Raw genomic sequence first — 12,467 nt, 5'->3', positions numbered from 1 at the left:
CACGTCCCACCCGGCGGTGATATGATGGCAGGCATGGAAGAACACCTGACACCCGAAGAGATCGAACGCTATCGCCGCCATATCCTCCTGCCGGAGGTCGGCGGGACGGGACAGCAGAAGCTCAAGAACGCCCGCGTGCTGGTGATCGGCGCCGGCGGGCTCGGCGCTCCGGTGCTCTATTACCTGGCAGCCGCCGGCGTCGGCACGATCGGCATCATCGACGACGACCGGGTTTCCCTTTCGAACCTGCAGCGGCAGGTGATCCACGATTCGGGAACGATCGGAGATTTGAAGACCGAAAGCGCGCGCCGCTCGATCGAAAAGCTCAACCCGCTCGTCCGGACCCTGAACTTCGAAGAGCGCTTCTCTCTCGAATGGGCGGACCGGCATCTTTCGCTTTTCGATCTCGTGGTCGACGGCTCGGACAATTTCGATACCCGCTATGCGGCGGCCGATGCGGCGGAGATCGCGAAGGTTCCGCTGGTCACCGGCGCCGTCGGGCGCTTCGACGGATCGGTCACGGTGCTGAAGCCTTACGAGGCCGGACCGGACGGAAATCCCAATCCTTCCTACCGCGATCTATTTCCCGAGCGGCCGCCCGAGGGCCTCATCCCCTCCTGCGCCGAAGCCGGCATTCTCGGCGCGCTGACCGGCGTCATCGGGACGCTGATGGCAATGGAGACACTTAAGGTCATCACCGGCATCGGCGAACCCCTCGTCGGCCGGCTGATGCTCTATGACGGGCTCTCCGCCCGTTTCGACACCATCCGCTACAAGCGCCGCGCCGGAACTGCGGCCGCCGAATGATCGATATCACTGGAATAGGCGAGGATTTCGGCCGCTGGGATGAACTGCTCGCCCTCATCCTGTCCTCCTTCGCCTATATGGACGGCGTTATCGACCCTCTCTCCTCGGCCCATCGGCTGACGCCCGCGTCGCTGGCGCGGAAGGCTCGTGACGAGATCGCGTTTGCGGCGATCGAGGACGGCCGGCTCGTCGGCTGCATCTTCATGAAACCGGAACCCCGCTGTCTCTACCTCGGCAAGCTCGCCATTGCGCCCACCCATCAGGGCAAGGGTATCGGCCGCCGGCTGCTGGAGATTGCGGAGAATACCGCCCGGGAGAATGGTCTGCCGGCGCTCAGGCTCGAAACCCGCATCGAGCTTGCCGGCAACCATGCGACCTTCGTAAAATGGGGGTTCACGAAGACGGCGGAGAACTCACATCCGGGCTTTGCCCGCGTCACCTCGATCGAGATGCAGAAGCGGATAACATGACCTCAGTTGCGGCCGGGCAGTACCCTGTTCGGCGGGCGGTGGCCGTCGAAGAAGGTGCGGATGTTGATGATGACCTTGTCGCCCATGTCGATGCGACCTTCGATCGTCGCCGAGCCCATGTGCGGCAGAAGGACCACGCGCCCCTCGTTTGCGAGCTTCACCAATTTCGGGTTCACCGCCGGCTCATTCTGATAGACATCGAGCCCCGCGCCGGCGATCTTGCCGTCGCGAAGGAGCTGGATCATCGCGGCTTCGTCGATAATGTCGCCACGCGCCGTATTGACGATGATCGAGGTCGGTTGCATCAGCGCCAGCCGGCGCGCCGACAGAAGGTGGAAGGTCGCCGGCGTCGAAGGGCAGTTCACCGAAACGACATCGACGCGGGCAAGCATCTGGTCGAGGCTGTCCCAATAGGTCGCCTCCAGCTCCTCCTCCGTCGCCGGATTGACGCGCTTGCGGTTGTGATAATGGATCGAAAGGCCGAAGGCCTTGGCGCGGCGGGCAACGGCGGTGCCGATCCGGCCCATGCCGACGATCCCTATCCGCTTGCCCCAAATCCGCCGCCCCAGCATCCAGGTCGGGCTCCACCCGGCCCACTCGCCCGGATGATCCGTCAATATGCGGGCACCCTCGGTAAGACGGCGCGAGACGGCCAGGACGAGCGCCATTGTCATGTCGGCCGTGTCTTCGGTCAGCACGTTCGGCGTGTTGGTGACGGTTATCCCCTTCCTGGCGGCGGCATCCACGTCGATATGGTCGATGCCGTTGGAGAAGCTCGCGATCAGCTTGAGTTGCGGGCCGGCCGTCTCGATCAGCTTCTCGTCGATGCGATCCGTCACGGTCGGCACCAGAACGTCGGCAGCTCCCATCGCCGCCGCCAGTTCCTCGCGAGTGCGCAGCCGGTCGTCGATATTGAGCTCGGCATCGAAAAGCTCGCGCATGCGGGTTTCCACCGCGTCCGGCAGCTTGCGGGTGATATAGACCTTGGGCTTCTTCTTCGCTGTCATGGGCTCGCTACCATGAGACATCTTTTTAGGAGGTCCTTAACCAAGTCGCGCGATATTCGATGCATTCAGGGGCGTTTCTACCAGACCCGTCGGCGAAGACAAACAAAACCTCGCAAGGGGGCTGACCGTCATGATTCCGCCCCGGCAGGAATCGGTGCGGCTTGCGATCGTCAGGGCCGCCGAACACGGATCGATACACCCATGCGTCGCGCAATTTTCTCGTCGTGCATCGCCCTCTCCCTCGGCATCACGGCCCTGTTTTCCACCACGTTCGTCGCAACGGCGCCGGCTTACGCTCAAGGCGCGGCAAAGGGGGCGAGCGGACTTCCGCTGCCGCGCTTCGTCAGCCTCAAGTCCAGAAAGGTCAATATCCGCATCGGCCCGAGCACCGACTATGCGGTTGCCTGGATGTACATGAAATCCGGCACTCCCATGGAGGTCATCCAGGAATACGAGAACTGGCGGCGGGTACGCGATGCGGACGGCACGGAGGGCTGGGTCAACCAGGCTCTGCTTTCCGGCGAACGAACCGCCGTCGCCGCGCCATGGATGCGCGGCAAGGGCAAGGACATCTACGTCAACATGCGCCGCGATCCGCAGAATTCGGGACCGGTCGTCGCCAAGCTGCAGCCGGGCGTCGTGCTGCGTATCAGCGAATGCAATGGCGACTGGTGCCGCGGCGAGGCCAACGGCACCGAAGGCTGGGTCAATCAGGGGGAGGTCTGGGGCGCCTATCCGGGCGAGGCCTTCAAATAAGGCCTTTCCGCTCAGCAGACTCCTTCAGAGATTCCATGGGACGCGGGCCGATCTGCTGAATGCAGATGTGCGCTGCCAGGCAGCCGAGCTTGCCGCAGTCCTCGAGCGAGCGGCCCTGGGTATAACCGTACAGGAAACCTGCCGCGAACAGGTCTCCCGCGCCTGTCGTATCGACCAGCTCCTCGACGACATAGGCGTCGACCTTCACCCGCTCGTCCCCGCGAACGATAATCGCGCCCTCCTCGCTCAGGGTCACAGCCGCGAGCTTGCAATCCTCGGATATCTTCCTGAGCGCCAGGTCGAAATCCTCGGTCTCGTAGAGGGACAGGGCCTCCTGCTTGTTGGCGAAAACAATATCCACCGTGCCTGATCGCATCAGATCGAGAAACTCGGCCCGGTAGCGATCGACGCAGAAGGGATCGGAAAGCGTCATGGAGACTTCGCGGCCGTTCTCATGCGCGATGCGGGCGCTTTCAAGGATCGCCTCCTTGGCGCGCGGCGGATCCCAGAGATAGCCCTCGAAATAGGTGACCCTGGCCCCGGCAACCACGGCAGGTTCGACATCCTCCGGGCCGAGATCGACGCAGGCGCCGAGATAGGTATTCATCGAACGCTCGCCATCCGGCGTCACGAAGATCATCGAGCGCGCGGTCGGAGGATGGTTGCCCTCGGGCCTTGTCTCGTAATAGACGCCCTGAGCGCGGATATCGTGCTGGAAGATCTCGCCGAGCTGGTCCCTCGCTACCTTGCCGAAATAGGCTGCCTTGCCGCCAAACCCGGCGACACCGGCCGCCGTATTGCCCGCGCTGCCGCCGGAAGCTTCGACCGCCGGACCCATGCGCGAATAGAGGAGCTCCGCGCGCTCCGCATCGATCAGGTTCATCGCTCCCTTGATGATGCCGTTGTCGTCGAGAAACTGATCGTCGCAACGGGCGAGAATATCCACGATGGCATTGCCGATGGCGAGCACGTCGAATTCTGGCATACGGTGTCGGTCCCTTGGTGGCTGGTGGTGGAGAACCGGTATTCGGCTTTCCCCGAGAATGGAAGAGGAAAGAACCGGATACCGCAGAAGTCCCGGATGTCATACCCCTGTCATCACGCCTTGCTAGAAGAATTCAAGCCTGATCGGCGGCCGACCATGGATGTAATGGCGGCGGTGATCGGCGGCCGGCAAAGCCGGTACGGAAAGCGGGGAGAAGTGCCCCGCTTTTTGTTTGTCCACCTACCGCCTCACAAGCAAGAGAATCCGAAGAAGAGCAGCACTTCTGCGGTAAACGCATTTGTCGCGGCTGACGACATGCGTTAGACGCATAAGGGTCAACTCTCCCGAAAGCCTCCCCCAGTGTCTTCCGTTCTCGTCAATGTCGCTCCCGTCTTCCTCCTGATCCTGATCGGATGGCTCGTGGCCAGAACCGGAATCCTGAAGGAGGAGACCGGTGACGCGCTAGGCGAATTCGTGTTCAAGATCGCGGTGCCGATGCTGATCTTCCGCACCCTGGCGGAGGCCCATTTCGAAGGCACTTCTCCGTTCCGGCTCTGGACCGCCTATTTTTCCGGCGTCGCGGTCACCTGGACCGTGGCTCATCTCCTGGCGACACGGCTCTTCGGGCGGGATGCGAAGATCGGTGTCGTCGCCGGCCTTTCGAGCGCCTTCGCCAACAACGTCTTCATCGGCCTGCCGCTCGTCGGGCGCAGCGTCGGAGAGGATGGGCTGGTAGCGATCTCGATCCTGCTCGCCATCCACCTGCCGCTGATGATGATCGCAGGAACGATCCTGATGGAGCACGCAGTCGCCAAGGTGGACGGGGGCGGCCGACGCAACCTGCCCATGGTATTGAAGCAGGTGGGGACCAATCTCGTCCGAAACCCGCTGGTGATCGCGCTGGCTGCGGGGCTTTCCTTCAATCTCTCGGGCTTGACCTTCACCGCTCCCTTGAAGACCGTGATCGACCAGCTCGCCGGTGCCGCCGCTCCGGCCGCTTTGATCTCCATCGGCATGGCGCTTACCAAATATCCGGTTCGCGGCCATCTCGATCTCACGGGCGCGACATCCGCCCTCAAGCTCCTGCTGATGCCCGCCGTGGTCTTCGCGATGAGCCGGATGCTCGGCCTTTCGCCGGCATGGACTTCCGCCCTGGTGCTGACCTCCTCGGTGCCGACCGGCATCAATGCCTGGCTGATCGCCCAACGCTTCCACGCGGGCCAAAGCCTCGCGGCCTCGACGATCAGCATCACGACGGCGCTCGGCGTCGTTTCGGTCAGCTTCTGGGCCTGGCTGCTTGGCTGATCCTACAGGGTCCAGCGCAACGAAAAAGCCCGGCGCGAGGCCGGGCTTTCCGATGGAATTTCGAGGGGATCAGTTCGTCGCCGGCGGCGCAGCCTCGGCGGGCGCGGCGTTCGGGTCCGGCAACGGAACCGGAGAATCAGCCTGCTCGCGGATATAGGCGATCAGGTTGGCGCGCTCATCGTCCTTCTTCAGGCCCGCAAAGCCCATTGCGGTGCCCTTGATGTAGGCCTTCGGCGCGGCAAGGAAGTGGTTCAGGTGTTCGAAGTCCCAGACGACGGCGCCGCCCTGGGAGAAATCCTTCATTGCAGCCGAATAGCTGAAGCCTTCATGCGAGGCGATCGGACGGTTGACGACGCCCCAAAGATCCGGGCCGACCTTGTTCGGTCCGCCTTTCTCGATGGAATGACAGCTCTGACACTTCTTGAAAACAGTCGCGCCGGCTGCGGCATCAGCAGAGGCCAGGAGCTGAGCGATCGGCACCGCGGCAGGCGCTTCGGCACCACCACCCTGGCCTTCCGTGGGCTCAGCGGCGACGATGGCAAAACCTTCCTTTTCCGGAGCTTCGGAATGGAAAAGGCCTTCCGACGCAATGGACACCGACATCATGACGAAAACCGAGGCAAGCAGGGCGCCAGTCGCCATGTTCACATAGGGGCTCATCAGCAAATGCTCCTTCCCAACCGCCGGCAGAGGGCGGGCCATCTTGAAATTGCGCGGAACCTATGTCTTTTGCATTGCCGTTGCAACACGAATTGTAATCCCCCGCGTGAGACTTTTTGACACTATTGGACGGGGATTTGAAGGGCCATCCGATGAAGAATTCCGCTTTCGAACGGACGCTCGTGCTGATCCCCGCACGAATGGCTTCCACCCGCCTGCCGGGCAAGCCGCTGGCGGACATCAACGGGCTGCCGATGATCGTCCAGGTGGCGCGCCGCGCCCAGGAAGCACAGGTGGGGCGAATCATCGTCGCCGTCGATCATCAGGATGTGTTCGACGCGGTCACCAATGCCGGCTTCGAAGCAACGATGACCCGCGCGGACCACCAGGTCGGCTCTGACCGAATCTTCGAGGCGCTGCAGAAAGCCGATCCGGAAGGGAAAGTCGACCTCGTCATCAATGTGCAGGGGGATCTGCCGACCGTCGAGCCCGAGGTGGTGCGGGCTTCGCTTCGGCCTCTGGACAACCCGACGACCGATATAGCGACACTGACGACCGAGATTACCGAGGAACACGAAAAGACCAATCCCAACATCGTGAAGATCGTCGGTTCGCCGATTTCGGATACTCGCCTGAGAGCGCTCTATTTCACGCGCGCGACCGCCCCCTACGGGCCGGGGCCGCTCTATCACCATATCGGCCTCTATACATTCCGCCGCGCGGCGCTGGAAAGATACGTGTCGCTCGAGCGTTCGGCGCTCGAAAAGCGCGAATCGCTCGAACAGCTCCGCGCTCTCGAAGCGGGAATGCGGATCGATGCCGAAATCGTTGACTCGGTCCCACTCGGGGTCGATACTCCCGCCGACCTCGAAAAGGCCCGAGCGATCCTCGCCGGCCGCATCTCCTGACGGATTTTCCCATGAGCCAGACCACAAATCGGATCGCCTTCCAGGGCGAATTCGGCGCGAACTCCGACATGGCCTGCCGCGACATGTTCCCGTCGATGGAGCCCTTGCCCTGCCCGACCTTCGAGGATGCCTTCCAGGCGCTTGAAAACGGCGAGGCCGATCTCGCGATGATCCCGATCGAGAACACCATTGCGGGACGCGTGGCGGATATCCACCACCTGCTGCCGGAATCGCGGCTGCATATCACCGGTGAATATTTCATGCCGATCCACTTCCAGCTCATGACCCTGCCGGGCGTGGCGCGGGAGGAAATCCGCACCGTCCACAGCCATATCCATGCGCTCGGACAATGCCGGAAGGTCATCCGCTCGAACGGCTGGAAAGCGGTCGTCGCGGGCGATACCGCCGGGTCCGCGAAGCTGGTGGCGGAAGCCGGAGACCGGTCGATGGCAGCGCTTGCCCCGCGCCTTGCCGCCGATCTCTATGGTCTCGATATCCTGGCGGAAAACGTCGAGGACCGGGAGGACAACGTCACCCGTTTCGTCATCCTCTCACGCGACGAGAGCTGGACCGGCCACGAACAGACCGACGAGATCATCGTCACCACCTTCGTCTTCAACGTGCGCAACATCCCGGCCGCGCTCTACAAGGCGCTCGGCGGCTTCGCCACCAACGGCATCAACATGACCAAGCTCGAGAGCTACCAGCTCGGCGGCAAGTTCGTGGCGACCCAGTTCTATGCGGATATCGAAGGCCATCCGGAGGATGCGCCTGTGCGCCGGGCGCTGGAAGAACTGCGCTTCTTCTCCGAAAAGGTGCGCATTCTCGGCGTCTACAAAGGTCACCCGATGCGGGGAGCGCTGAACAGGGAGTAAGGCCCGCCTCGGGCTTCGATTGCTCAGGCTACGCCGACTGCTCCGGCCCTTTGCCGGGCTTCAGGGCGTTCGTCGCTGCAATCGATTCACTGGATCGATTGCTCAAGCTACGCTTGACCGTTCCTCACCCCACTCGATCCAGTCACGCAGCAAGCGATAGGCGATCGCCCCCTTGGCGGGAGCGAAATAGGGGCTGTCCGGCCCGGCATCCAGCATGGCGGCAGCTTCGGCCCGCTCGAACCAGCGTACGTCCTGCATCTCCTGCGGGTCGATCCTGATCTCGGTGGACTTCGCTTCGGCATAGCAGCCGATCATCAGCGAATGCGGCATCGGCCAAGGCTGGGAGGCGTGATAGCGCACGCGGCCGGTCTCGATGCCGGCTTCCTCAAAGGTCTCGCGGCGCACCGCATTCTCGATCGTCTCGCCCGGTTCCACGAAGCCTGCCAGGCAGGAATACATGCCTTCCTGGAAATGATGGCTGCGGCCGAGCAGGCAACGGTCGCGCTCGATATCGACGGTCAGCATGATGACGACCGGATCGGTGCGCGGAAACATCAGATGCTGGCAGTTGGTGCAGGTGCGCTTGTAACCGCCCATCCCCATTTCGGTCGGTGACCCGCATTTGCCGCAGAATCGGTTGGCCGCATTCCAGTTGAGCAGCGACACGGCCTGGGCTACCTCGCCCTGGAGTTCGCCCTCGATGAGGCTGTCGCGAAAAAGGGCGCGGGCCTCGGTCGGCTTGAAATGGCTTGCCAATTCCTCGGGCGGGACCGTGACCGGCACCGCAATGCGCGGCTCACCGGTTTCCTTGTAGCCGAGCAGCACGGCATTCTCGAAATCCGGTTTCAGGTCAGGCAATTCATAAGGAGAGAAGAGAGGATCAAGGATCTGGCCATCATGCTTGAGGATGAGCTGGCTGCCGGTGAAGGCGAGAATATGGGCGCCCTCGACCGCAAGCGCCTTTTCCACGCAATCGTCCTGCCGGTATTCGGCCTGGCGGTCCAGCATGTTGCCGGAAAAAGCAGTCAGGCTGCTTGGCTCGGGATGCGGGGCGTTGGTATCGAAAATGCTCGCTGTCATGATCAGAGGTTTTCAACCAGGGCTTTGACGAAATCTTGCTTTTGCGAAGAGGCATAGGGAACCGCCTGGCCGAAGCCCCAGATCGGGCCGGGCCAGTTCGGATCGCCCTCGAACCGGGCGATGACATGCATGTGCAATTGACTGACGACATTGCCGAGTGCGCCGATATTGATCTTCTTCGCACCGGTGACCTTCTTGAGCGCTGCCGCGACCGTATTGGTCTCGAAGGTCAGCAGGGCCTGGTCGAGCGGCGTCAGCTCGAAGATCTCGCTGATACCGGCGCGCTGCGGCACCAGCATCACCCAAGGCCAGCGGCTGTCGTTCAACAGGCGAAGCTGGCACAGGCCCAGCACGGTTATGAGCTCGGAATCCCGGGCGAGCCGTGCATCCAGTTCAAATTCGCCCAAGCGTTTCTCCTGTGGTTTTCTTATTGAATAGCAGTTTTTTACAGGGTTGGCTTGCATTTGCCAGCATTATTGCCGATATGTGCGGCGGGAGGTTGGTGGTGGACGAGCCACTCGCCAACCGGGTCAGGTCCGGAAGGAAGCAGCCCTAACGAGCCAGGCACGGGTCGCCGTGCCAGCCTCCCACCTTCTCATCTTGGTCAAGATCCGGTCCGGTCAAGATCGCCTGGCAGCCGGAATGGCCCGTACAGGCCTCAAGGCCTATAGTCAGGACCTTATGAGCGATACCGGGCCGACATCCTCTACCCCTTCTTCTCCGGCCGGCAGCGGCTATCGGGTGCTCGCCCGCAAATACCGTCCCAAGGATTTCTCGGATCTCATGGTCGGCCAGGAGCCGATGGTCCGCACGCTCACCAATGCCTTCGAAACGGGCCGCATTGCGCAGGCCTATATGCTGACCGGCGTTCGTGGTGTCGGCAAGACGACCACCGCCCGCATCCTTGCCCGCGCGCTCAATTACAAGACGCCCGAGATCGACAAGCCGACGATCGACCTGCGCATTCCCGGCGAACACTGCCAGGCGATCATGGAAGGCCGGCATGTCGACGTCATCGAGATGGACGCCGCCTCGCATACCGGCATCGACGACATCCGCGAGATCATCGAGCAGGTGCGCTACCGGCCCGTCTCTGCGCGTTACAAGGTCTACATCATCGACGAAGTGCACATGCTCTCGACACAGGCCTTCAACGGCCTGCTGAAGACGCTCGAGGAGCCGCCGGAGCATGTGAAATTCATCTTCGCGACCACCGAAATCCGCAAGGTTCCGATCACGGTGCTCTCCCGCTGCCAGCGGTTCGACCTGCGCCGCATCAGCGCCGCAGACCTCGTCGGCCTCTTCTCCACCATCGCGGAGAAGGAAGACATCGCCGCCGAGCCGGAAGCCCTTGCGATGATCGCCCGCGCCGCCGAAGGTTCGGCACGCGACGGCCTGTCGCTGCTCGACCAGGCGATCGCTCATGGCGGGGGCCGGGTCGCGGCCGAGGCCGTGCGCGGCATGCTAGGGCTTGCCGACCGCGCGCGCATCGTCGATCTCTTCGAGCATATCGTGCGCGGTGACGTGACGGCCGCGCTTTCCGAATTCGGCGCGCAATACGAAGCGGGCGCAAACCCGGTGGTCGTGCTGACCGATCTTGCCGATTTCACTCATCTTGTCACCCGCTTCAAATATATTCCCGACGCGGCGGACGATCCCTCGCTGAGCGAAGTGGAGCGCCTGCGCGGGCGGGAGTTTTCCGAAAACGTCGCCGTCAGTACGCTTTCGCGCATCTGGCAGATGCTGCTCAAGGGCATTCCGGAAGCGGAAAACTCCTCCCGGCCCGCAGGTGCGGCCGAGATGGTGCTGATCCGGCTTACGCATGCCGCCCACCTGCCAGCTCCGGAAGACGCCGCCCGCCGGCTTTCCGATTTTTCGGGCGGTGACGGCCAGCGTCCGACGCCCTCTTCGAACGGCAACGGCGGACGGCCAGTCTCCCGCGAAGCTCCCATCGAAGCACGCGGGATGGAAATGCCCGCCGCACGCGGTCCGGGCGGCGGGCCGACCGCCATGCTGCGCGCCGTTCCCACGCCTGAACATGCGAGGGATACGCTCGAGCGCCCGGTGATGCAGGCAGCCGCAGAAGCCCAGCCGGAACCGAAAGTCCATATCCGGTCGCTGGAGGACATCGGCGATCTTTGCGCCAAGAACCGCGAGCCTGTGCTGCGCGCCCGCATCCGCCAATCGGTCCATCTGGTGAGGCTTGAACCCGGCCGGCTTGAAATCAGCCTTGAGCCCGACGCACCGAAATCCATCGTCAACGATCTGACCTCGAAGCTTCGGGAATGGACCGGGATCACATGGTGGGTGACGCTCTCCAACGAGCCTGGGGCCCCGACGCTGGCTCAGGCTGAGGAGCAAGCCAAGGAGCAGCGCAAGACCGATGCGCGCGCCGATCCGGACGTAGCGGCGATCCTTGCGCAATTTCCCGGCGCACGAATCACCGACGTACGCATCCGCGCGGAGGAAGAGGTCGGGGACGAAGAAGCGGCAGCGCCGGCAATCGCGGAATCCGCCGAAGGCGACATCCTGCCCGGCGACGACATCGAACCATAAGAGAAGGAAAAGACGATGCGCGACATCATGGGCATGATGGGCAAGGTGAAGGAAATGCAGGCCAAGATGGAGAAGATGCAGGCGGATATCGCCGCTCTCGAGATCGAAGGCACTTCCGGCGGCGGCCTCGTGACTGTGCGCCTCAACGGCAAGGGTGAGATGCTGGGGCTGAGGGTCGATCCTTCGCTCTTCAAGGAAGAGGAAGTGGAAATCCTCGAAGACCTGATCGTCGCCGCTCACAAGGACGCCAAGAGCCGCGCCGAATCGATTGCCGCCGAAAAGACCAAGGAACTCACCGCCGGCCTGCCGATCCCGCCCGGCATGAAATTCCCGTTCTGACGCCAGCTTGACAGACCTCGACGCGCAGCAAAAACTGCACGCGGAGGAGGACGCATCATGACGCTCGCATCCCTGCTTGTCTTCGCCGCCGCACTGTTCGTGGCAGCCGGCTCGCCCGGCCCCAGCATCGCGGCGCTTGTCGCCCGCGTCCTCACCAAAGGCTATCGCGACGTGCTGCCCTTCATCGCGGCAATGTGGATCGGAGAGGCCATGTGGCTTTCGCTGGCGGTCGCCGGCCTTGCGGCCATCGCCGAAAGCTTCCACACGGTCTTCCTTGCAATCAAATGGATCGGCGTCGCCTATCTCCTCTATCTCGCCTGGAAAATGTGGTTCGCCACACCCGCCGGCGCCGGCGAGGAACTGCCGGAAACCCGATCGGCGCTCAAGATGTTCTTCGCCGGAATGACCGTCACGCTCGGCAACCCGAAGATCATGATGTTCTACATGGCGCTCCTGCCGTCGATCATCGATCTTGGGCGCGTGACGCTCGCTGGCTGGCTCGAACTCGTCGCGACGATGGTCATCGTTCTCGCGGCCGTCGATCTCCTGTGGGTATCGCTTGCCGCCAAGGCACGGCAATTCCTGAAAAGCCCGCGGGCGGTCAGGATCGCCAACCGGCTTTCCGCGGGCACCATGGCGGGTGCGGCCGCGGCGATCGCTGCGCGCTGAAAACGCCTTCCCCGAACGGCCATAAGTTTCGCGTGAGGCGAAGGCTTCGG

Annotated in this window: 14 protein-coding genes and 1 other RNA gene; 10 read left to right on the top strand and 5 right to left on the bottom strand. The window is 62.9% G+C overall.

Features of this window, described 5'->3' with window-relative positions; translation table 11 throughout:
* Positions 1-24 precede the first annotated feature (24 nt).
* Both YH62_RS09035 and YH62_RS09030 read left to right on the top strand, forming a co-directional pair.
* Entirely contained in the window at positions 25-807 is a 783-nt protein-coding gene (locus YH62_RS09035) for a molybdopterin-synthase adenylyltransferase MoeB (protein ID WP_245282077.1), read from the top strand.
* Positions 807-1,277: a GNAT family N-acetyltransferase gene (locus tag YH62_RS09030; protein WP_170986286.1), complete on the top strand. Its 471-nt coding sequence runs from the start codon at positions 807-809 to the stop codon at positions 1,275-1,277. Before YH62_RS09035 ends, YH62_RS09030 begins: the two co-directional genes overlap by 1 nt.
* A gap of 2 nt (positions 1,278-1,279) precedes the next feature.
* On the opposite strand, the gene YH62_RS09025 is transcribed toward YH62_RS09030, so the two are convergent.
* Positions 1,280-2,284, bottom strand: coding sequence for a D-glycerate dehydrogenase (locus tag YH62_RS09025; protein ID WP_046793874.1), 1,005 nt, complete (start codon positions 2,282-2,284; stop codon positions 1,280-1,282).
* A gap of 201 nt (positions 2,285-2,485) precedes the next feature.
* Here YH62_RS09025 and YH62_RS09020 point away from each other — a divergent pair, with 201 nt between their 5' ends.
* Complete coding sequence (locus YH62_RS09020; protein WP_046793873.1) at positions 2,486-3,040, top strand: SH3 domain-containing protein; 555 nt, start codon at positions 2,486-2,488, stop codon at positions 3,038-3,040.
* On the opposite strand, the gene YH62_RS09015 is transcribed toward YH62_RS09020, so the two are convergent.
* On the bottom strand, positions 3,033-4,025 hold the full coding sequence (locus tag YH62_RS09015; protein WP_046793872.1) for an adenosine kinase: 993 nt from the start codon (positions 4,023-4,025) through the stop codon (positions 3,033-3,035). The two genes, YH62_RS09020 and YH62_RS09015, sit on opposite strands and share 8 nt — an antisense overlap.
* Positions 4,026-4,385: 360 nt before the next feature.
* Between YH62_RS09015 and YH62_RS09005 the strand changes: the two genes are divergently transcribed.
* Positions 4,386-5,330 carry an AEC family transporter gene (locus tag YH62_RS09005; RefSeq protein WP_046793870.1) on the top strand — a complete coding sequence of 315 codons (945 nt, stop codon included), beginning with the start codon at positions 4,386-4,388 and terminating at the stop codon, positions 5,328-5,330.
* Positions 5,331-5,399: 69 nt separating this feature from the next.
* On the opposite strand, the gene YH62_RS09000 is transcribed toward YH62_RS09005, so the two are convergent.
* Positions 5,400-5,990, bottom strand: coding sequence for a cytochrome c family protein (locus YH62_RS09000; RefSeq protein WP_046793869.1), 591 nt, complete (start codon positions 5,988-5,990; stop codon positions 5,400-5,402).
* A 152-nt stretch (positions 5,991-6,142) separates the two neighbouring features.
* Here YH62_RS09000 and YH62_RS08995 point away from each other — a divergent pair, with 152 nt between their 5' ends.
* On the top strand, positions 6,143-6,898 hold the full coding sequence (locus tag YH62_RS08995) for a 3-deoxy-manno-octulosonate cytidylyltransferase (protein WP_046793868.1): 756 nt from the start codon (positions 6,143-6,145) through the stop codon (positions 6,896-6,898).
* Between the two features lie 11 nt (positions 6,899-6,909).
* Positions 6,910-7,773 carry a prephenate dehydratase gene (locus YH62_RS08990; protein ID WP_046793867.1) on the top strand — a complete coding sequence of 288 codons (864 nt, stop codon included), beginning with the start codon at positions 6,910-6,912 and terminating at the stop codon, positions 7,771-7,773.
* A gap of 102 nt (positions 7,774-7,875) precedes the next feature.
* On the opposite strand, the gene nudC is transcribed toward YH62_RS08990, so the two are convergent.
* Together nudC and YH62_RS08980 are read right to left on the bottom strand one after the other, a co-directional pair.
* Positions 7,876-8,856 (bottom strand): NAD(+) diphosphatase, encoded by a 981-nt coding sequence (gene nudC, locus YH62_RS08985; RefSeq protein WP_170986285.1) that lies wholly within the window; start codon positions 8,854-8,856, stop codon positions 7,876-7,878.
* Complete coding sequence (locus tag YH62_RS08980) at positions 8,856-9,260, bottom strand: HIT family protein (protein ID WP_046793865.1); 405 nt, start codon at positions 9,258-9,260, stop codon at positions 8,856-8,858. Before YH62_RS08980 ends, nudC begins: the two co-directional genes overlap by 1 nt.
* Positions 9,261-9,347: 87 nt before the next feature.
* On the opposite strand from YH62_RS08980, the gene ffs reads away from it, so the two are divergent.
* The 4 genes from ffs (at position 9,348) to YH62_RS08965 (ending at position 12,417) form a co-directional block, all read left to right on the top strand.
* Positions 9,348-9,444, top strand: an RNA gene (gene ffs, locus YH62_RS29435) — signal recognition particle sRNA small type.
* A gap of 90 nt (positions 9,445-9,534) precedes the next feature.
* A complete protein-coding gene (locus YH62_RS08975) occupies positions 9,535-11,409 on the top strand; it encodes a DNA polymerase III subunit gamma/tau (RefSeq protein WP_046794305.1) in 1,875 nt (624 codons plus the stop codon).
* 15 nt (positions 11,410-11,424) lie between these two features.
* Positions 11,425-11,748 carry a YbaB/EbfC family nucleoid-associated protein gene (locus YH62_RS08970; protein ID WP_046793864.1) on the top strand — a complete coding sequence of 108 codons (324 nt, stop codon included), beginning with the start codon at positions 11,425-11,427 and terminating at the stop codon, positions 11,746-11,748.
* A 57-nt stretch (positions 11,749-11,805) separates the two neighbouring features.
* Positions 11,806-12,417, top strand: a complete 612-nt coding sequence (locus YH62_RS08965; protein WP_046793863.1) for a LysE family translocator — start codon at positions 11,806-11,808, stop codon at positions 12,415-12,417.
* The last annotated feature ends 50 nt before the right edge of the window (positions 12,418-12,467 follow it).

This window comes from Rhizobium sp. LC145 (assembly GCF_001005825.1).
GTDB lineage: Bacteria > Pseudomonadota > Alphaproteobacteria > Rhizobiales > Rhizobiaceae > Neorhizobium.
This window is presented reverse-complemented; position numbering and strand designations above follow the sequence as displayed.